Origin of the sequence: Shewanella basaltis (genome assembly GCF_023283885.1) — a bacterium.
GTDB lineage: Bacteria > Pseudomonadota > Gammaproteobacteria > Enterobacterales > Shewanellaceae > Shewanella > Shewanella basaltis.
In genome coordinates this window covers 76,362-95,697 of record NZ_JAKILA010000002.1, presented here as the reverse complement: position 1 = coordinate 95,697, position 19,336 = coordinate 76,362, and the positions used below count along the sequence as shown (strand labels likewise).

At 42.7% G+C, this 19,336-nt stretch carries 17 protein-coding genes; 7 read left to right on the top strand and 10 right to left on the bottom strand.

Annotation, left to right across the window (positions count from 1 at the left end; translation table 11 throughout):
- Positions 1–122 precede the first annotated feature (122 nt).
- Positions 123–1,490 (bottom strand): 23S rRNA (uracil(1939)-C(5))-methyltransferase RlmD, encoded by a 1,368-nt coding sequence (gene rlmD / locus L2703_RS02210; protein WP_248969520.1) that lies wholly within the window; start codon positions 1,488–1,490, stop codon positions 123–125.
- Positions 1,491–1,592: 102 nt separating this feature from the next.
- Here rlmD and barA point away from each other — a divergent pair, with 102 nt between their 5' ends.
- The 6 genes from barA (at position 1,593) to L2703_RS02180 (ending at position 9,576) form a co-directional block, all read left to right on the top strand.
- A complete protein-coding gene (gene barA, locus L2703_RS02205; RefSeq protein ID WP_248969519.1) occupies positions 1,593–4,445 on the top strand; it encodes a two-component sensor histidine kinase BarA in 2,853 nt (950 codons plus the stop codon).
- Positions 4,435–5,031: a YjaG family protein gene (locus L2703_RS02200; protein WP_248969518.1), complete on the top strand. Its 597-nt coding sequence runs from the start codon at positions 4,435–4,437 to the stop codon at positions 5,029–5,031. Before barA ends, L2703_RS02200 begins: the two co-directional genes overlap by 11 nt.
- Before the next feature lie 261 nt (positions 5,032–5,292).
- A complete protein-coding gene (locus L2703_RS02195) occupies positions 5,293–5,466 on the top strand; it encodes a DUF3319 domain-containing protein (RefSeq protein WP_248969517.1) in 174 nt (57 codons plus the stop codon).
- 151 nt (positions 5,467–5,617) lie between these two features.
- The gene (locus L2703_RS02190; RefSeq protein ID WP_248969516.1) at positions 5,618–6,586 is read left to right on the top strand and encodes an AEC family transporter; all 969 of its coding nucleotides are present in this window, start codon (positions 5,618–5,620) and stop codon (positions 6,584–6,586) included.
- Between the two features lie 127 nt (positions 6,587–6,713).
- Complete coding sequence (gene recN / locus L2703_RS02185) at positions 6,714–8,372, top strand: DNA repair protein RecN (protein ID WP_248969515.1); 1,659 nt, start codon at positions 6,714–6,716, stop codon at positions 8,370–8,372.
- A 70-nt stretch (positions 8,373–8,442) separates the two neighbouring features.
- Entirely contained in the window at positions 8,443–9,576 is a 1,134-nt protein-coding gene (locus L2703_RS02180) for a hypothetical protein (protein WP_248969514.1), read from the top strand.
- Positions 9,577–9,649: 73 nt separating this feature from the next.
- Here the strand turns inward: L2703_RS02180 and L2703_RS02175 are convergent, their stop codons facing one another.
- The 9 genes from L2703_RS02175 to glyA form a co-directional block, all read right to left on the bottom strand.
- A complete protein-coding gene (locus L2703_RS02175; RefSeq protein WP_248969513.1) occupies positions 9,650–10,144 on the bottom strand; it encodes a phosphatidylglycerophosphatase A family protein in 495 nt (164 codons plus the stop codon).
- A gap of 10 nt (positions 10,145–10,154) precedes the next feature.
- Positions 10,155–11,111 (bottom strand): thiamine-phosphate kinase, encoded by a 957-nt coding sequence (gene thiL / locus L2703_RS02170; RefSeq protein WP_248969512.1) that lies wholly within the window; start codon positions 11,109–11,111, stop codon positions 10,155–10,157.
- An 87-nt stretch (positions 11,112–11,198) separates the two neighbouring features.
- A complete protein-coding gene (gene nusB, locus L2703_RS02165; RefSeq protein WP_248969511.1) occupies positions 11,199–11,603 on the bottom strand; it encodes a transcription antitermination factor NusB in 405 nt (134 codons plus the stop codon).
- A gap of 13 nt (positions 11,604–11,616) precedes the next feature.
- Positions 11,617–12,093 carry a 6,7-dimethyl-8-ribityllumazine synthase gene (ribH, locus tag L2703_RS02160; protein WP_160053672.1) on the bottom strand — a complete coding sequence of 159 codons (477 nt, stop codon included), beginning with the start codon at positions 12,091–12,093 and terminating at the stop codon, positions 11,617–11,619.
- Between the two features lie 123 nt (positions 12,094–12,216).
- Complete coding sequence (gene ribBA, locus L2703_RS02155; RefSeq protein WP_248969510.1) at positions 12,217–13,320, bottom strand: bifunctional 3,4-dihydroxy-2-butanone-4-phosphate synthase/GTP cyclohydrolase II; 1,104 nt, start codon at positions 13,318–13,320, stop codon at positions 12,217–12,219.
- A gap of 93 nt (positions 13,321–13,413) precedes the next feature.
- Positions 13,414–14,073: a riboflavin synthase gene (locus L2703_RS02150; protein ID WP_248969509.1), complete on the bottom strand. Its 660-nt coding sequence runs from the start codon at positions 14,071–14,073 to the stop codon at positions 13,414–13,416.
- Between the two features lie 60 nt (positions 14,074–14,133).
- Positions 14,134–15,279: a bifunctional diaminohydroxyphosphoribosylaminopyrimidine deaminase/5-amino-6-(5-phosphoribosylamino)uracil reductase RibD gene (gene ribD, locus L2703_RS02145; protein ID WP_248969508.1), complete on the bottom strand. Its 1,146-nt coding sequence runs from the start codon at positions 15,277–15,279 to the stop codon at positions 14,134–14,136.
- Between the two features lie 79 nt (positions 15,280–15,358).
- Positions 15,359–15,808, bottom strand: coding sequence for a transcriptional regulator NrdR (nrdR, locus tag L2703_RS02140; RefSeq protein ID WP_248969507.1), 450 nt, complete (start codon positions 15,806–15,808; stop codon positions 15,359–15,361).
- 102 nt (positions 15,809–15,910) lie between these two features.
- A complete protein-coding gene (gene glyA, locus L2703_RS02135) occupies positions 15,911–17,164 on the bottom strand; it encodes a serine hydroxymethyltransferase (RefSeq protein WP_248969506.1) in 1,254 nt (417 codons plus the stop codon).
- 250 nt (positions 17,165–17,414) lie between these two features.
- On the opposite strand from glyA, the gene ettA reads away from it, so the two are divergent.
- Positions 17,415–19,082, top strand: a complete 1,668-nt coding sequence (ettA, locus tag L2703_RS02130) for an energy-dependent translational throttle protein EttA (RefSeq protein WP_248969505.1) — start codon at positions 17,415–17,417, stop codon at positions 19,080–19,082.
- Positions 19,083–19,336: the final 254 nt, after the last annotated feature.

Here is a 19,336-nt window from a genome sequence, read left to right as displayed (position 1 = left end):
TAATAAGGCGTTAATTACCACTAAACACACTATCTTGAAGCCCTAGACTATTTTGTCAATTCAAACGTGTTTAGTTGAACAAATTTATAGCATACCAATTGATATAACTAAAAAAATTCAACTTATTTGGCTAATTCAAATAATACCATGGCCTCGATATGATGTGTCTGCGGAAACATATCAACTAAGCCCACTTGTGCAATACGGTAGCCGTTGTCTAATAATACACTACTGTCACGGGCTAAACTGGCCGGATTACAGGATACATAAACCACTTTTTTGGGTTGCATTTTATGTAGCCATTGTAAACTTTCGTAGGCACCGGCCCTGGCGGGATCAAGTAATAGCTTATCTATTTTACCCAGCCAGGCCTGGTCTGATAAATCGGCACTTAAATCTGCATGGTAAAAAGTCACATTACTCAACTGATTGTCACAAGCATTCTGCCTAGCTTGCTCCACCATATCTGGCACCCCCTCAACCCCAATGACATCAGCGGCTTTTTTTGCTAACGGTAAACTGAAATTGCCGACACCACAAAATAAATCGAGAATTCGCTCACCAGGTTGTGGACTGAGCCAATCAATGGCTTGGTCTACCATAGCTTGGTTCATTTCACCATTAACTTGTACAAAATTACCTGGAGAAAAATAGCAATTAACCGTGTTATTTGCCAAGGGATAAAAAGGTAAAAGGGCTGCGTCCTTATCGGAGCTTAAAGGAGAATAAAGCTGAGTTAACTCACCAGCATCATCTTGCAGTAACAAAGTAAGCTGATGCTTTTGCGCAAAACCACTTAACCATTTCACATCAGAATTGGGTAAACTTTTAGTCACCCTCAATACGACAAAGTGGCCATTTTCGGCTTGAGTAAGTTCAACATGGCCCAAACTCGCTTTGGCTTTTAATTGATTCAAATTAGCCGCTAATGGTGTAATTAACTCAGACAATGACGTTGCTAAAACCGGACATTGGTTAATTTCAACAATATTACTGCTGTTCGCGGCACGAAACCCTAGCTGTAAACGCTGGGTTCGCTTGTCAAGTAGAGTAGCCAATCGCGCTCTTCGTCGATAATGCCAGCCCTCGCCCACAAGAGGCTTAGCCATTTTGTCAGCGCCAATCTTTTCTGAACTCGATAACTTCGACATTAAATCAACAAGTGCCGTTTGTTTGTATTCTCGCTGCGCTTGAGTGTCCATATGTTGTAAATCACAACCACCACATTGACTGTAATGCGGGCATGTCGGCAAGACCCGACTTTTTACAGGGCTTGCGATATGAATTAACTTAGCCTTAGCGTAGCTTTTCTTTTGCTCAATCAATTGCACCGTTGCTCGCTCCCCAGGAAGCGCACCAGCAATGAACACGATTTTCCCTTGGTGCTGAGCAATACCGGCACCTAGGTGATCTAACTGGGTAACATCTAATGTTAGTTTGGCTGATAATTGTTTAGATTTGTTCGGTTTTTCTTTGAAAAATTGTGCCATTTCGGCCTCAAGTGTCGAATAAAAAACTAGTCAAGAGTGCGCTGTTTCTGGCAGTCTAGACGCAATAATAGCGATTTAGCATCAGGAACACACCTAACTGCCATGAAAAGTGCCAACAATATGACCAATTACAGCCTACGATCTTGGGTTCTGGTACTAGCGTTAGCGCCCACTGTTGTTGTGGGTATTCTACTTGGAAGTTATTTCACGATAAACCGCTTTTATGAATTGGAAGAAACCTTACTCTTAAAAGGCAGTAATATTGTTGAGCCTTTAGCCATAGCGAGTGAGTTTGGCATCATTAACCAAGATCGCGAATCGACTAAACGCCTCCTTGCAGCCTCTCAAATTAACAACGCATCATTAATCCATTCAATCGCAGTGTTTGATGCTGAAAACCAATTATTTGTGACATCGCACTATCACAAAGACTTTGAAAGTATGCGCTATAAAAAACCGCTTCCCTCATTGGCTGGTACAGAAAACGAAAGCATTGGCGATGCAATGATTATCAGAGTGCCGATTATATCCCACACAGGGTTAGAATCATCACTCCTTAGCAGTGTTAATCGTGTTGCAAACGATAAAGAGCGTGAAGCTAACACACAATTTGTTGAGCCAATTTACAATAACCAGCAAGAGCAAATTTTAGGCTACATTGCCGTTCTATTAAACAAAGAAAATGCCTTACTTGAGCAACATAGAGCGGCTATAGCGGCATTTATCATTGTATTAATTGGTGTTCAATTTAATTTATTTTTCACGTTTCGTTTAGTTAAACATGTTAATCATCCTATTACCGAAATGGTAAGAGTGGTGGCCAAAATTCGTGAAGGTAAACTTGACACTCGCCTAGAGGGTAATTTAATTGGTGAGCTGGATTTGCTTAAGCGCGGTATTAATGCCATGGCAGGCTCATTGTCAGAATATCACGATGAAATGCAGCAAAACATTGACCAGGCCACATCCGATTTACGCGAGACCTTAGAACAAATTGAAATTCAAAACGTCGAGCTAGACTTAGCCAAAAAGCGCGCATTAGAAGCCAGCCGTATTAAATCTGAGTTTTTAGCCAATATGTCACACGAATTGCGCACTCCGCTTAACGGCGTAATCGGGTTTGCCAAACAACTCTTAAAAACACCATTACACACAAGTCAGCTCGATTACATTAAAACCATTGAGCGCAGCGCCAGTAATTTGCTGGGAATTATTAACGATATTCTGGATTTTTCTAAACTTGAAGCTGGCAAAATGGTACTAGAAAAAATGCCTTTTGCTCTACGTGAAACCCTCGCCGAAACCCTAACGATTATTGCGGGTAGTGCCCGCGAAAAAGGGCTGGAGCTGGTGATTGATATTGATAGTAATGTCCCCGAAAGTGTCAGCGGTGACGCCATGCGAGTCAGCCAAATTATTACCAACTTAGTGGGTAACGCAATTAAATTTACCGACACTGGCAGTGTGGTACTTAAAATCCACTTAATCAGTCAAGATGAAGACAATATCACCCTCAGATGTGAAGTTATCGATACCGGCATTGGTATTGACGAAAGCCAGCAAGAATACTTATTCCAGGCATTTGGACAAGCGGACTCTTCAATTTCACGTCGCTTTGGTGGCACAGGCTTAGGACTGGTGATCACTAAACGCTTAATCAATCAAATGGGCGGCCAAATTGGCTTTACCTCTGCGCCCAATAAAGGGTCTAACTTTTGGTTTATTTTGCCTCTTGGAGTAAGTCAATTTGAAATTGGCGAAGTCTTACCGCTCAATACTTTACAAAACAAATCCGTTTTATTATACGAGCCACGCGAATTGACTCGTGACACCTTGAATCGTCGTTTAGTTGCTTGGCAATTAATCTTAACTCATGTGGCCAACCCGGAAAACTTAACCCCAGCGCTTGGCAGCGACAACAATAAATTCGACTATATTATTATGAGCTGCCACGGATTTGTTGATAATGCAGAGTTTATCAAACTATTGCGTCTTGCCCGTCAACACACAGATTGTTTAGTCTTGTTGCATGATTGCCTCGATCAAGATGTGATTAACAATGTGTTAAAAGCCAATGCCGATGTATTACTCAATACACCAATAAGTGATTTAGCCTTGGCGCGTCATTTAATTTATCCGCCAACACCGGCCACTTTTATTAGCATGCCTGAAATACTCAACGACAAACGACCTGCACTTATCAATGCCTCAGTGCTCGCTGTTGACGACAATATTGCCAATCTCAAGCTTATTGATACGCTCCTAAAAGAATTAGTGGTGAATGTTGTCACGATTAACAATGGTAAAGACGCCATAAAACAAGCCCAAGAGCATACCTTTGATTTGATATTTATGGACATTCAAATGCCTGGCATTGATGGTATTACGGCAACCCAAGATATACGGTCAAAATCGTTAAATCGCCACACCCCCATTATCGCAGTAACCGCCCACGCCATCGCCGAAGAACGCGAAAAAATTCTCGCATGTGGAATGGACGGCTTTTTACCCAAGCCCATTGATGAAGTCTCGCTTAAAAGCGTGATTAATCGCTGGGTAACTAAGCCCAAATTTACACATTTCGATAATCAAATATTAAATTGGGATTTATGCCTAACTCAAGCAAATCAAAAACCCGATCTGGCGTTAGATATGCTAAAAATGTTGGTAAGCTCACTGCCTGAAACCGTAGAAGCCATCAACAATGCCCTTACAGAACATCACAGCAGCAACTTATTACAAGCCGTACATAAACTTCATGGCGCCACATGCCACTGCGGCGTACCAACCACCCAAAAGCTTTGCCAGGCCATTGAGTCGGGGCTAAAACACAACATTGACATCGATGATCTCGAACCAGAAATACTTGAGTTACTTGATGAGCTAACTAAGGTAGAATCAGCGGCAAATCAAGTGATAAATCAGCTATCAGTGGATACACATCATGACCAGTAAACCCGGTTTTTTTAGACGACTTAAGGCATTATCTTTGCCGCAAAAACAACTTTTCGCACTTGCGTTATGCCAACGAATGCTACCCAATTACAAACTGTTCTCTGAAGTGTGCGAGTTTGGAGAGCCCCAAGTACTCAGCACCGCATTAGAGTTATTATGGCAAAGCCAGTACGATAAAAAGCTTAAATATAACATTGACGTACATTTACAGCGTCTTGACGAAAACACCCCAGATCCTAGCGACTTTGAAGCTTATGGCGCCTACCCGGCAATGGATGCTGCGGTTGCAATTGCCACACTAATGAGCGCAATAGACAGCAAAATTGAAGAAGACATCACCAATATCAGTAAATTATCATCAAGCACTGTGGCCAATTACATTGAGGCCATTAGCGATGAAACCCTAATGGATGAAGAGTTAGACGATTTTGTTTTTTCTCACCCAGTGATGGAAGAAGAAAAAGAACTCCAAGGTATGCTACTTGATATCATCGAAGCCAATCCAGACATCACGATTGAACTTGTTAAAGGCTTACGTAAAGATATTATCGATGCCGGCGTGTCCAACATTGGGATTAGTGAGTAATCCTCCCTAGGGTCTGTTGATCTTTGCTGGTTGAATTTTGTTCGAGTTAAAAACGTTTTTAGCCGAACCCTGTGGGCAGCGTTTGTTGGTCATTTTTACTGCGTTATCGACTGTTCATGTTGAATAACGACACCTTAAAGCCTCTGCCGTGCAGTGGTATATGTGAGTAATGGCCAACTATTCACGTTAAAAATAACCGTAAAAGATCAACAGGCCCTAACTAAAAGCCTTGATATCCTGAGGCTTTATTGGATTGTTATCATGAGAAAAATTTTCTACCAAGGCTTTACCTTTACCAACCCAAACGGCAAAACCGACAACTGGACACTTGTGATAGGTAATCAAGTTAGAGTCGGCTCGTTGTTTGAGTTAAGGCGTCAAGTGCATTTTTTCACCGAACTGGGAATTTTACCGCCGCCCAAAAACACTAAATAAGCATATCAAATCCAGTGACCATTACACTGCCCTAAACAATCGCAACAGATGATGTATTAAAAATAACACCTTCCGCCTAAGTCTAATTGCATCAATACAAGTAAAAGCAGTAAAGTGATATCATTATCATTTTGCTAAGGAATTGCGAGGGATGTCGAGTATTCTTACCCCGCTAATCGCTGTTTGTGCCATTATGCTGCTTGGCAGTATCGTTCAAAAGTTGAGAGTATTACCCACCGACACTGATGTCATTTTAAATCAGTTTGTTTATTACGTCGCATTTCCAGCTATTTTACTCATTGTTCTGGCAGAGACTCGGATTGAAGATATCGCTCAGTGGGGCTTTATTGCTGGGTATAGCTTGGCCATGGTAATAACTTACAGTCTCGTGGTGGTATTGTCTTTGTGGCAAGCACCAAAAAAACAAGCCGTTGCTGCTATGCGGGCACTCAATGCCACATTTGGCAATACTGCATTTATTGGTATTCCACTGATGAGCATCATTTTTCCGGACAATAAAATGGCATTAGTTGCAGCCGCCATTGCCAGTTTATTATCTGTTATTATGTTTGCCTTCGCACTGGTCTCGATTGAGCTTGCTAGCCGCAGCCAAAGCACCTCTGAACCAGCAGTTTTAATCATGGCTACGGCGTTAGGAAAAAACCCAATAGTGGTCGGTAGCGCTATTGGTATCACGCTGTCAGCCTGTCAAATCAGCCTGCCAAGCAGCATATCACTGATGCTACATCAACTAGGCAACACCTCAAGCCCGTGCGCCCTATTTGCCATAGGTATGGTCTTAGTGAAAGCATTACGACAACAAACCGGTAGCAAATTATTTACCGCAGGCCTCATTGCCGAACTCAATGCCATCAATTTTCTTAAGCTTGTGATCCAACCGGTAATTGCCTTTGGTTTATTAAGCTTATTTGGCGTTGAACAGCAATGGTTAGTAATGGGAGTATTATTGGCATCACTTCCCACGGCAGCAAGTGTTTACTTACTTGCAGAGCGCTACCAGACTCATACAACGGTGAGTGCGCAAGCAATACTTTATGGCACCTTAATGACATTCATCAGTTTACCGATAATCGAATCCTTATTAGCTAACTATGGTTAACTATCACTCGATACTCGTATAAAAAAAACGCAAAGATAATTTTCAGTCAGGCACTTTACTGTATAAAAAATCAGTATATACTGTTTATCAATACAGTGGTTTGATGGCTTATTGACAGGAACTCATTATGCTTTGCCAACTCAGCATTAACAATTTTGCAATAGTGCGTTTTTTAGAACTCGACTTTAAAGCCGGTATGACAAGTATCACCGGCGAAACCGGTGCAGGTAAATCGATTGCAATCGATGCGCTGGGATTATGTTTAGGTAATCGCAGTGACGCTAATACTGTCAGGCCTGGCGCCACTAAAACTGAAGTCAGTGCTCGCTTCACATTACAAGATGTTCCCTTGGCAAAACGCTGGCTTGAAGACAATGACCTAGATGCTGAAGATGAATGTATTCTTCGCAGAACGATTAATAATGACGGCCGCTCACGTGCTTATATTAACGGTAATCCTGTACCTGTTACCCAATTAAAAGCCATTGGACAATTATTAATTGGCATCCATGGACAACATGCACACCATGCCATGCTCAAAAGCGAACACCAGTTGAGCCTGCTAGACAGCTACGCCAATCATAAATTATTACTCGATAATGTCAGTGCCAGTTATTTACGATGTAAACAAGTTGAAAACGAATTAAAACAACTAGAACAGGCACAGCATGAGCGTATTTCTCGCCAACAATTACTGCAATATCAAGTAGAAGAACTTAATGAGTTCAACCTAGGATTAGATGAGTTTGACGAAATTGAGCAAGAACATAAACGATTAGCAAATGGTACCGATTTAATAGAAAGGTGCCAGGCAGGTTTGTACCTACTGACTGAAAATGAAGACGGTAATATTGAGTCGCTTTTAAATAAAGTCGCTGCCATAGCTGATACGCTACAAGGTTATGATGAGTCACTTGCACCTATCAGTACCATGCTTAATGAAGCCCTTATCCAGGTACAAGAAAGCGCCAGCGAAATTGAAAGCTATTTAAGCCGCTTAGAGCTCGACCCTGAGCATTTCGCCTTTCTTGAAAAACGCTTATCAACGGCAATGCAATTGGCGCGTAAGCACCATGTTAGCCCAGATAAGCTCGCATTACATCATCAGCAATTAGTGGCAGAATTAAACGAACTTGCAGGCGATGAAAGCAAACTTGATGACATTCGATTGCAACTTCAGGCAAGTAAAAATACCTATTTAGCCAATGCACAAAAGCTTAGCCAAAGTCGCAGCCGCTATGCTAAAGAATTAGATAAATTGGTTACCCAATCGATTCATGAACTCAACATGCCTAAAGGTAAATTTAGTATTGAAGTGAACCATGACCCTGACAATATTTCAGTTAATGGTTGTGACACGATTGATTTTTTAGTGACAACTAACCCTGGGCAGCCTTTACAACCCATTTCTAAAGTCGCTTCAGGTGGCGAGTTGTCCAGGATCGGGCTAGGAATTCAAGTGATAACAGCCAAAAAAGTCGCAACTCCAACGCTGATATTTGATGAAGTCGATGTGGGGATTTCAGGCCCGACAGCATCCGTAGTTGGACGCATGCTAAGAAGCCTAGGTGAATCGACTCAGGTGTTATGTGTCACCCATTTGCCACAAGTTGCAGGCAATGGCCATCAGCACATGTTTGTAAATAAGTTTAATAAGGCTGGCAGTACTGAGACCACCATGCAAGCACTCGATAAAGAGCAACGAGTAAACGAACTAGCACGTTTACTTGGTGGTGATGTAATAACAGAAAACACACTGGCAAACGCGAGAGAATTACTGCAATAAATACGGCAATTTATCAAAATCCAACTTGCATGTTACCATTGGGTTTAATGGATTTTATGGATAAATAATCATGATGGCCTTGCTAAAATCAATTGGGGTACTTGCTGCACTAGTATGCTGTTTTTTGCTGTTTACCATTGTTTGTCTAGTGGCAATTAATGCATCTGATAGAACTAAGTCCCCAAATACATTATTAATTGAGAGCTGGTTAAAACAACAGCCAATTGCAACGCACAATAATGGTTTTGAATATACGCTGACGGTGGTTGGCACCCATGGAGACAACACCTCACCTGACCAAGCATCCATGTTTGCACTAGATGATCAAAGCAGGAAACTCACACGCGGTTTTAACGCTGCATGTATCCAAACAGACATGATCACATGTCGTCAATTTCTTCATGATAATGACTCACTCATCACAGCCGTTATCGATGCTTACAAAACCAATATAGCGCAATATACAAAGTTATTAAGTATGCCTTACTGGCAAGAAAGTGATCAATTTCTTGCGCCTGAACATCAAATCCAATGGTCAACGCTTTTTCAACTAAGAGATTTAAGCCTACTGGCGGCCATTAAGGGCGTTAACACCACGGCAAGTAACATTGACGTTGATAGTGTCACTGTATTCTTAAATAAAGACACTCATTTTTGGAATAATGTGTATCACTCATCTCGCTCAATCATGAGCCATAGCATGGCCTTTAACGCACTCAAACAACAACTGCATTTTGCAAGTACTATCGCTGAAGAAGACAAGCGTTTTTTAACACAAATAAGTCTCTGGCAAGTGCCATTTGCAATAACTCAAACTGACTTTGAACGAATATTGTCAGGCGAATGGCTCTTTGGACGTAACATCATGCTGAAAATGGCCATGGATACCCAAATAGCAAGCACGCCTATTTACAAACAATGGTTAGCTAAATTGTTTATTAAGCCCATTGATGATGATAATTTACGAGCTGAGTATTTTGTCAACATGGTTAAAGAGCCGGTCTCGACAGATAAATCGATTAGCCTCATACAGCCCGAATACTGCAATAACGACAATTATTTACAGCAGTTATGGCAATTGCGCTATAACCCATTCGGTAAAATATTGAGCTGCTCTTATTACGAAACCGATATTAAACTGCGCCTCGTCAACATGAATAATGAAATAGAACAGCTGCGCAGCAATTTAATGGTAACTCAATAGCGAAAAACAATATTAAAAAAGAGCATCAGGTGCTCTTTTTTATTATCTAATTTATGGCTATATGACCGCTAAATTAGGTGAAATAATAAACCGCTAACTGCAAACCAATTAATGCAAATATGCCTGCTAAAACATCGTCTATCATAATCCCAAAACCACCATGGACTTTGGCATCAAGCCAACGAATTGGCCATGGTTTGACTATGTCAAAAAAGCGAAATAAAACAAAACCTAACACCAACCACGTAAAGCCGACTGGCGCAGCAATCATGGTTATCATTAAGCCAACCACTTCGTCCCATACAATTGCGCCGTGATCATGTACGCCCATATCTTTAGCCGCTTTACCACAGATATAAAAGCCTGCAAACATGCACAAAATGGTAATAAGCCCATAATGAGTTAGGCTTAATTGCTGCATTAATAGAACAAGGGGAACCGCGGCTAATGTGCCAAAGGTGCCAGGTGCTTTTGCCGCTTTGCCACTGCCAAAGCCTAGGGCTAAAAAGTGAATAGGATTAACTAAAGACAGCTTTTGAACAAACTTATCTTGAGTGAGTAAGTTCATAAAACCTCAACTAAAAATGTTCAAAACTGCGAGATACAGGGACAAAAGGCTTACCGTCATCGATCAATTTGAGTTTATCGCCAGCACAAATCTGCCCGATTTTAACAAACTTAACGCCTGCGTGAATTAGCGCGGTATCAATCGCCCCACGCTGAGACTCTGGCACAGTAAACAGCAACTCGTAATCTTCACCACCCGTTAATGCATAGCTTAATGCATCTTCACGACTGAGATTGGCTTTTAACGAAGCCGACAACGGGATTTGATTCACATCGATAATCGCTCCCACTTTAGAGGCTTTTAGCACATGACGAATATCTGACATTAATCCATCAGATAAGTCGATTGCACTGGTTGCTAACGAGCGTAATGCCTGCCCAGCAAGAACCCGAGGGGTTGGATAATAATGACGATTAATCAAGAATTCTTTGTCTTCAGTTTTAACCGTCTTAGCACCACGCAGTATATCAAGGCCTAGAGCCGAATCACCTAAGGTGCCAGTTACATAAATCCAATCGCCATTTTTGGCACCTGCACGGGTCAATGCCGTCCCTTTAATCACTTGACCGTTAATGGTAATGCTAATACTTCGAGGGCCTCGAGTGGTGTCACCACCAATTAATGCTATTGCGTAATACTCAGCAATTTCAAACAGCCCTTCACTAAAGCTTGCTAACCAGGGCTCATCGACACTTGGAAGTGTCAGCGCTAGGGTAAACCAAGCAGGCTCTGCTCCCATTGCGGCAAGATCAGATAAGTTTACCGCTAATGATTTGTAACCTAATGCATGAGCTGGAATATCAGCTAAAAAGTGGACATTTTCAACGAGCGTGTCACATGAAATGGCAATAGATTTATTGTCCGCAGGGCAAACTAAAGCGCAATCATCACCAATGCTTAGCTCGACATCGCGTCTTTTTTGGCCTTTATTACGAAAGTAATATTCGATGAGTTCAAATTCTTTCACATTCAGTTTGGTACGGTAAACCGACCACCTTAATTTAGAAACAATTAATAGAAATGAAAAACGGTATCCGAAGATACCGTTCTGGTATTACTTATGTTTCACTAACTTATCAAGCAAGCCGTTAACAAATTTGTGGCTGTCCTCGGCACCAAACGCTTTCGCTAATTCAATGCCTTCATTAATGGCCACTTTAAACGGCACATCTTTGCGGAAGGTCAACTCATAAGCTGCCAAGCGCACAATGGCTTTTTCAACTGGCGAAACATCTTCGAAATCACGATCTAAATGCGGCTTTAGCAAATCATCAATCTGTGAGGTTTTAGAAGCCACACCTGATAGTAACTCGCGAAAATAAGCGACATCTACGCCATCAGTGTTCTGTTCAGTTAAAAACTCATGTTCTACGTCAGCAACATTGTTCTTACTTAACTGCCATGAATAAATGGCTTGAACGGCTAAACGGCGGGCCTTACGGCGCTCTGAAGGTTTCATACTTTTCCTACTATTACAGCTGTTGTTCTAGTTGTTGCAGTACATTAACCATTTCAAGTAAACCAAGTGCAGCTTCGCCACCCTTGTTACCTGCTTTAGTACCTGAACGTTCAATAGCTTGTTCAATGGTATCTGTTGTTAATACACCAAATGAAACAGGCAGGTCATATTCTAAAGCAACTTGTGCTAAACCTTTGTTACATTCGCCGGCAACAAAATCAAAATGAGGAGTACCGCCACGGATCACAGCACCAAGTGCGATGATGCCGTCAAATTTGCCACTTGCAGCAACACGTTTTGCCGCGAGCGGTAATTCAACCGCGCCAGGGACACGAACAACAGTAATGTTGTCGTCACTTACCTGACCGAAACGCTTTAATGTGTCTATTGCGCCATCAAGCAGACTTTCAACTAAAAAACTATTGAATCGCGATATTACGATCGCCACTTTGGCATTTTTCGCTTCGATATTACCTTGAACTACGTTCATTCTATCTTACCTAAATTAGCTAAAGCACCCAGCTCGGGGCAAAAAGAAGCGCTATGATATCACAGCCATTAGCCCTGAGCGCTATGCAATTAATGAAATTGTTAAATTTACTATCGGCCAATATTATTCGGCTATATATTCAGTCACTTCTAAACCAAAGCCAGACAATGAATGGTAACGTTTTGGCGAACTTAATAACCGCATACTCGTTACACCAAGGCTTGCCAATATCTGCGACCCCACACCAACACGGCGCGACGTGCCTTGCCACATTGCCGGCGCAGGAGATTGACCATTGTCTTCTGCTTCAAATGCTTTTACTTTTGCCAGTAAATCACTTGTGTGCTCATGACTGCCCAGTAACACTAAAACGCCGCCTTCTGTTGCGATACGCTCCATGGCTTTTTCTAATGGCCAGCTGCGCTTTTGGTCGCGCTCAGAATGTAATAAATCGTTAAAGGTGTTTTGCAGATGCACCCGAACTAAACAATTTGGTGCAACATCACCTTTGACCAATGCATAGTGTAGTTGATTATCAATCGTGTCTCTAAAAGTCACCATGACAAACTCACCAAAACGAGTCGGCAATTTACATTGAGCCTCACGCACAACGGTGGTTTCGTTAGTATTTCGGTATTCAATTAGATCGGCAATTGTGCCAATTTTAATGCCATGTTTTTCGCTGAAAATTTCAAGATCCGGACGACGAGCCATGGTGCCATCTTCATTCAAAATCTCAACAATCACCCCCGATGGCTCACATCCAGCTAGACGTGCCAAATCGCAGCCCGCTTCAGTATGACCCGCACGGGTTAACACCCCACCCTCTTGTGCCATAAGTGGGAATATATGCCCAGGTTGCACTAAGTCTGATGCTTTAGCATCTTTAGCCACCGCAGCTTGCACGGTTACTGCACGGTCATGGGCAGATATCCCTGTGGTTACACCTTTTGCAGCCTCTATGGATACCGTAAAGTTTGTTGAAAACTGGGCATTATTATTGGTGACCATAAGAGGTAAATTAAGTTGCTGACAACGAGCTTTGGTCATCGTTTGGCAAATCAACCCACGGCCATAGGTTGCCATAAAGTTGATTGCAGCCGGCGTGACTTTGTCAGCGGCCATGATCAAATCACCTTCATTCTCTCTGTCTTCATCATCCATCAAAATAACCATTTTACCTTGACGAATATCTTCAATGATTTCTTCTATGCTATGTAGCGCCATTGTCAGACCTTTATTAATTAATAGTTTGCTTCAATACTGAAGTAGTCATTCTGTATTCATTTTAAAAATGAGCAGGGTACAAATATTATCCGATTAACGTAAAAATCCAGACTTAGCCAATAATGCCATAGTCACACCCGATGACGGCGAATTGTAGGCCGCATCTGGCTGCATCAATCGCTCCAAATAACGGGCAATTAGATCCACTTCGATGTTAACACTGTCACCCACTTTTAAATTAACCAATGTGGTTTCTCCTGCGGTATGCGGCACAATGGTTAACCTAAAACGATGGCCATCAACCTCATTAACCGTTAGGCTCACGCCATCAATCGTAATAGAGCCTTTATGGGCGATATAACGGCTTAAGGTAGCAGGGGCAGACAACCAAAACTCAAGCGCTTTACCTCTATAAGCACATTGCTCAACCTTAGCAATACCGTCAACATGGCCACTCACCATGTGTCCACCTAAACGCGTTGTGGCGGTAACGGCTTTCTCTAAATTGACTTGCTGGCCTACCTGATAATGACTGAACCCTGTTAATGCCACAGTTTCAGCGGATATGTCAGCCACATAACCATCGCTTAAGCGCTCAACGACAGTTAAACACACCCCATTAGTGGCGATACTGTCACCTAATTTAACGTCAGATAAATCTAATTTACCACTGGCAACGGTTAAACGAATGTCGTTACCTTTGCGATCAATTTTACGTAATGTGCCAAGGGCTTCGATTATCCCAGTAAACATAATGACTCACTTTTAACGTTGATACTTTGCTGTTGCTCAGATTTTTAGATGCGGCAACAACTAATAGGTTTTATTATATCTGAGGATATAACGCTTATCTTTACCAATACTCCGCTCATCAATAAGTTGCAACGAAGGCGTTTGCTCTAAAGTGGTATAATCAGGCAATTGCAACATGTTTCGCCCATGACTTCCCAAGATTTTTGGAGCTTGATATAACACCACATCATCGGCTAAATTTTGTGCCACAAACGCACCAGCTAATGTGGCACCTGCCTCAACAAACACCGAGTTGGCCGTGGCGCCTAAATACGCTAACAAGGCGGGTAACGATATCCTACCTAACGGATCACACTCTAAGACTAAACAGGACACATGTGCAGGAAACGTCGCCTTTACCTGCTCTGGGTATTGGCAAGCAGACACTAACAAAATGGGGCTTGAAATTGAAAATAATTTTGCGGTTGCTGTTAACCTGGCTTGACTGTCTAACACCACTCTAAGCGGTTGAAAAATATCATCTGCACCTAATTGTGTGGTTAACTCACCTAATGACTCAACACGCACGTTTAAACTGGGATCGTCAATTAATACCGTTTCAATGCCAGTAATTAATGCACAGTGGCTGGCGCGATACTTCTGCACATCAGCGCGTGCTGCCGGCCCGGTAATCCATTTTGATACACCATTAGACAACGCCGTTTTACCGTCTAAACTGGCGGCAACCTTGACAGTGACCCAAGGTAAGCCTGTTTTCATGCGCTTCATAAAACCAAGGTTGAGTGCGTAAGCTTGTTCTGCAAGTAAGCCGACATCAACTTGAATACCGGCTTCTCTCAACATGGCAATACCCCGGCCTGACACTTCTGGATTGGGATCTGTTACAGCCACCACCACCCGCGCGACGTTGGCGTTGATTAACCCTAAAGCACATGGCGGCGTACGGCCAAAATGACTGCAAGGCTCCAGTGTCACATAGGCTGTTGTACCTTGAGCACTGAGCCTCTTGTCCTTAAGCATCTTAAGCGCATTCACTTCTGCATGACCTTGTCCGGCTCGTTGATGGTAGCCTTCGCCCACAATGTTACCATCATCAACAATGACGCAACCTACGCATGGATTAGGACGAGTTGTATAACGTCCCTTTTCGGCCAGCATAATCGCTCGGCTCATCATCTCAATATCGAAGCTAGACCAATTAGACATGGTTATTCATCTCGTTTACTGGCATGTTGATCTCATCAAAGCGACATCAATATTACTCAACATGATTCTTAATCTGGGATTACTTTTGCAGTTTAGCAATGGCTTCGCCAAACTGAGAGACATCTTCGAATGCACGATAAACTGAAGCAAAACGAATGTAAGCCACTTTATCTAGGCTCATTAGTTGTTCCATCATCAGGTTGCCAATCATTTCTGAATCCACTTCACGCTCACCGGTAGCGCGTAAAGTTGACTTAATCTTGGTGAGTGCTTGTTCTATTTCATCAATTGACACTGGGCGTTTTTCAACCGCGCGCAACATGCCACCACGGAGTTTCTCTTCGTCAAATGGCTGTCTGGTGCCATCACGTTTTATCACTCTGGGCATAACTAACTCAGCCCCTTCAAACGTGGTAAAACGTTCATGGCATTCGGTACATTCCCGGCGACGGCGAACTTGATGGCCATCGGCCACTAATCGAGAATCGATAACTTTGGTATCGGTCGCGCTACAAAAAGGGCAATGCATTGAACCTCCTGCAGAAAACAAAATGGCCGCTAAAATTAGCGGCCATTAAAGTTTATCCTATTTGCGGCATAAGGTTAACCTAAACCTCAACACCAATAGTGATTAACCGTATACAGGGAACTTAGCACATAACGCCAACACTTGGCCTTTCACACGTTCAATAACCGCAGTGTTAGATGCGTCATCTAAAATGTCACAAATCCACGTCGTTAACTCTTTCGCTTCAGCTTCTTTAAAGCCGCGGCGCGTGATCGCTGGAGTACCAATACGCACACCCGATGTCACAAATGGCGAACGCGGATCGTTAGGCACTGAGTTTTTGTTCACGGTAATGTTAGCACTACCTAATGCTGCGTCAGCTTCTTTACCGGTTAAATCACGACCAATTAAATCAACTAACATTAAGTGGTTTTCAGTACCGCCAGATACGATCTTGTAACCACGGTCTAAAAATACTTCAACCATGGCTTTGGCATTTTTAACCACTTGTTGCTGGTAGGCTTTAAACTCTGGCTCTAATGCTTCTTTAAATGCCACCGCTTTACCCGCGATAACGTGCATTAATGGGCCACCTTGACCACCAGGGAATACTGCAGAATTTAACTTTTTGTATAAGTCTTCATCGTTAGCTGCAGAAATAATAATGCCACCACGAGGACCCGCTAACGTTTTATGGGTAGTTGAAGTCACAACGTGTGCATGTGGCACTGGCGTTGGGTACACACCAGCAGCAATTAAGCCCGCAACGTGCGCCATATCGACAAATAAGTAAGCGCCAATTTTATCAGCAATTTCACGCATTTTAGCCCAGTCAACAATCCCTGAATACGCAGAGAAACCACCAATCATCATTTTAGGTTTATGCTCAACCGCTAAGCGTTCCATTTCGTCGTAGTCAATTTTGCCAGACTCGTCGATACCATAAGGAATGATATTATAAAGTTTGCCTGAAAAATTAACGGGCGAACCATGGGTTAAGTGACCACCGTGAGCGAGGTTCATCCCTAAAACAGTGTCACCTGGTTGTAATAACGCCATGAAAACAGCACTATTAGCTTGTGAACCAGAATGTGGTTGCACGTTAGCATAGGTTGCGCCAAATAATTCTTTTGCGCGTTCAATCGCTAATGTTTCAACAACATCAACGTACTCACACCCACCATAGTAACGCTTACCTGGATAACCTTCAGCATACTTGTTAGTTAACTGAGAACCTTGCGCTTCCATCACTCGTGGACTGGTATAGTTTTCAGACGCAATCAATTCAATGTGTTCTTCTTGACGACAAGTTTCATCTTCAATGGCTTTAAATAATTCTGGATCGTAATCCGCAATATTCATCGCTTTCTTCAACATGGTAGCTCCAACATCATTATCTATATAGTAGGGTTGCGCGGTATTCTACTCTGCAACGCTAATTATTCACAGTAGAAACAACATGAAATTCACTGTGTTCTCAATACAAAACGATTCATGTAAAACCTCTCATTGTCCATTTTCTTTTTGCTATTGAGCCATAACATTAAATCCGTTAATCCCCTGTTGAGTTCAGCCAATAATACAGTAGAATTATCATCATCTTTGTTGACTACTAAACTGAATAAACATGGCTCAATTTGTATACAGCATGCTTCGTGTGGGTAAGATTGTTCCACCTAAAAAGCAAATTTTAAAAGACATTTCGTTAAGTTTTTTCCCTGGCGCAAAAATCGGTGTACTTGGTTTAAACGGCTCAGGTAAATCTACATTACTGCGCATTATGGCAGGTATTGATACCGAAATTGAAGGTGAAGCACGCCCAATGCCTGGGCTTAAAATTGGTTATTTACCACAAGAACCGCGCTTAAATGAAGAGCAAACGGTGCGTGAAGCCATCGAAGAAGCGGTAAGCGAAGCCAAAAATGCGTTAACACGTTTAGATGAAGTGTATGCCGCCTACGCAGAGCCCGATGCCGACTTCGATGCATTGGCAAAAGAGCAAGGTGAATTAGAGGCCATTATTCAGTCTCAAGATGCCCATAACCTTGACCGCATTCTTGAACGGGCAGCCAATGCACTTAGACTACCAGAATGGGATGCGAAAATCGCAGTGCTATCGGGTGGTGAGCGCCGCCGTGTGGCTATTTGCCGTTTACTGCTAGAAAAGCCAGAAATGCTATTACTCGACGAACCGACCAACCACCTAGATGCTGAGTCGGTAGCCTGGTTAGAGCACTTTTTGCAAGAATATACCGGCACTGTGGTGGCCATTACCCACGACCGTTATTTCTTAGATAATGCTGCCGGTTGGATTTTAGAGTTAGACCGCGGCGAAGGCATACCATGGGAAGGCAACTATTCATCATGGCTTGAGCAAAAAGATGCACGTTTACAACAAGAGTCTTCAGCAGAAAGTGCACGCCAAAAAACCATCGCAAAAGAATTAGAGTGGGTTCGTCAAGGGGCTAAAGGTCGTCAATCTAAAGGTAAAGCCCGTATGGCTCGCTTTGAAGAATTGAACACCAACGATTACCAAAAACGTAACGAAACCAATGAACTTTTCATCCCACCTGGGCCACGCCTTGGTGATAAAGTTATCGAGGTGACCAATTTAACCAAGTCATACGGTGATAGAGTTCTAATTGATGATTTAACATTTACTGTCCCTAAAGGGGCCATTGTTGGCATTATTGGTGCTAACGGCGCCGGTAAATCCACCTTGTTTAAAATGATATCGGGTACAGAGCAACCAGACAGCGGCACGATTTCTGTTGGTGAGTCTGTGAAAATTGCCTCTGTTGAGCAGTTCCGCGATTCGATGAACGACAAGAACACTGTGTGGCAGGAAATCTCTGGCGGCTTAGACATTATGCGTATCAATAATACCGAGATCCCTAGCCGTGCTTACGTTGGCCGCTTTAACTTCCGTGGTGGCGATCAACAAAAAATTATTGGCACTTTATCCGGTGGTGAGCGCAACCGTGTGCACTTGGCTAAGCTTTTACAAGCTGGCGGCAACGTTTTATTACTCGACGAACCAACAAACGACCTGGACGTTGAAACGTTGCGCGCTTTAGAAGAAGCGTTACTGGAATTCCCAGGCTGCGCCATGGTTATCTCGCATGACCGTTGGTTCCTTGACCGTATCGCGACCCACATTCTGGACTACCGTGACGAAGGTAAAGTGAACTTCTATGAAGGTAACTACACCGAATACTCAACATGGCTCAAAGAAACGTTAGGGACAGATGTAGTAGAACCGCATCGTTTAAAATACAAACGTATTAGCAAATAACTCAGGCGCACTTAAACGGGTTTTAAGACAAGTGCTAGGGCCTGTTTATTGTTGAATGTGGTTCGAGTTAAAAACGTGTTAATCGAGGTAAATGAGTCCATGCCTTGGCTAGTCATCTAGGCAAGTCTTTGTTCGCAAAGCATCATTTAACCAAAGAGTACACGTTTTTAGCCGCCCCTTATGAGCTGTGTTTGTTGGCCAACTTGACTGCGTTATCGACTATATGATGTAGCGTCACTCCCCCTTAACGTCTC

What these genes read in the sequence shown, in the direction of transcription:
- L2703_RS02190 (WP_248969516.1), top strand. Translation starts at nt 5,618, where the DNA reads ATGTCGAGTATTCTTACCCCGCTAATCGCTGTTTGTGCCATTATGCTG.
- L2703_RS02150 (WP_248969509.1), bottom strand. Translation starts at nt 14,073, where the DNA reads ATGTTTACTGGGATAATCGAAGCCCTTGGCACATTACGTAAAATTGAT.
- ettA (WP_248969505.1), top strand. Translation starts at nt 17,415, where the DNA reads ATGGCTCAATTTGTATACAGCATGCTTCGTGTGGGTAAGATTGTTCCA.
- rlmD (WP_248969520.1), bottom strand. Translation starts at nt 1,490, where the DNA reads ATGGCACAATTTTTCAAAGAAAAACCGAACAAATCTAAACAATTATCA.
- nusB (WP_248969511.1), bottom strand. Translation starts at nt 11,603, where the DNA reads ATGAAACCTTCAGAGCGCCGTAAGGCCCGCCGTTTAGCCGTTCAAGCC.
- ribD (WP_248969508.1), bottom strand. Translation starts at nt 15,279, where the DNA reads ATGTCTAATTGGTCTAGCTTCGATATTGAGATGATGAGCCGAGCGATT.
- L2703_RS02200 (WP_248969518.1), top strand. Translation starts at nt 4,435, where the DNA reads ATGACCAGTAAACCCGGTTTTTTTAGACGACTTAAGGCATTATCTTTG.
- L2703_RS02180 (WP_248969514.1), top strand. Translation starts at nt 8,443, where the DNA reads ATGATGGCCTTGCTAAAATCAATTGGGGTACTTGCTGCACTAGTATGC.
- barA (WP_248969519.1), top strand. Translation starts at nt 1,593, where the DNA reads ATGAAAAGTGCCAACAATATGACCAATTACAGCCTACGATCTTGGGTT.
- nrdR (WP_248969507.1), bottom strand. Translation starts at nt 15,808, where the DNA reads ATGCATTGCCCTTTTTGTAGCGCGACCGATACCAAAGTTATCGATTCT.
- recN (WP_248969515.1), top strand. Translation starts at nt 6,714, where the DNA reads ATGCTTTGCCAACTCAGCATTAACAATTTTGCAATAGTGCGTTTTTTA.
- ribH (WP_160053672.1), bottom strand. Translation starts at nt 12,093, where the DNA reads ATGAACGTAGTTCAAGGTAATATCGAAGCGAAAAATGCCAAAGTGGCG.
- ribBA (WP_248969510.1), bottom strand. Translation starts at nt 13,320, where the DNA reads ATGGCGCTACATAGCATAGAAGAAATCATTGAAGATATTCGTCAAGGT.
- L2703_RS02195 (WP_248969517.1), top strand. Translation starts at nt 5,293, where the DNA reads ATGAGAAAAATTTTCTACCAAGGCTTTACCTTTACCAACCCAAACGGC.
- glyA (WP_248969506.1), bottom strand. Translation starts at nt 17,164, where the DNA reads ATGTTGAAGAAAGCGATGAATATTGCGGATTACGATCCAGAATTATTT.
- L2703_RS02175 (WP_248969513.1), bottom strand. Translation starts at nt 10,144, where the DNA reads ATGAACTTACTCACTCAAGATAAGTTTGTTCAAAAGCTGTCTTTAGTT.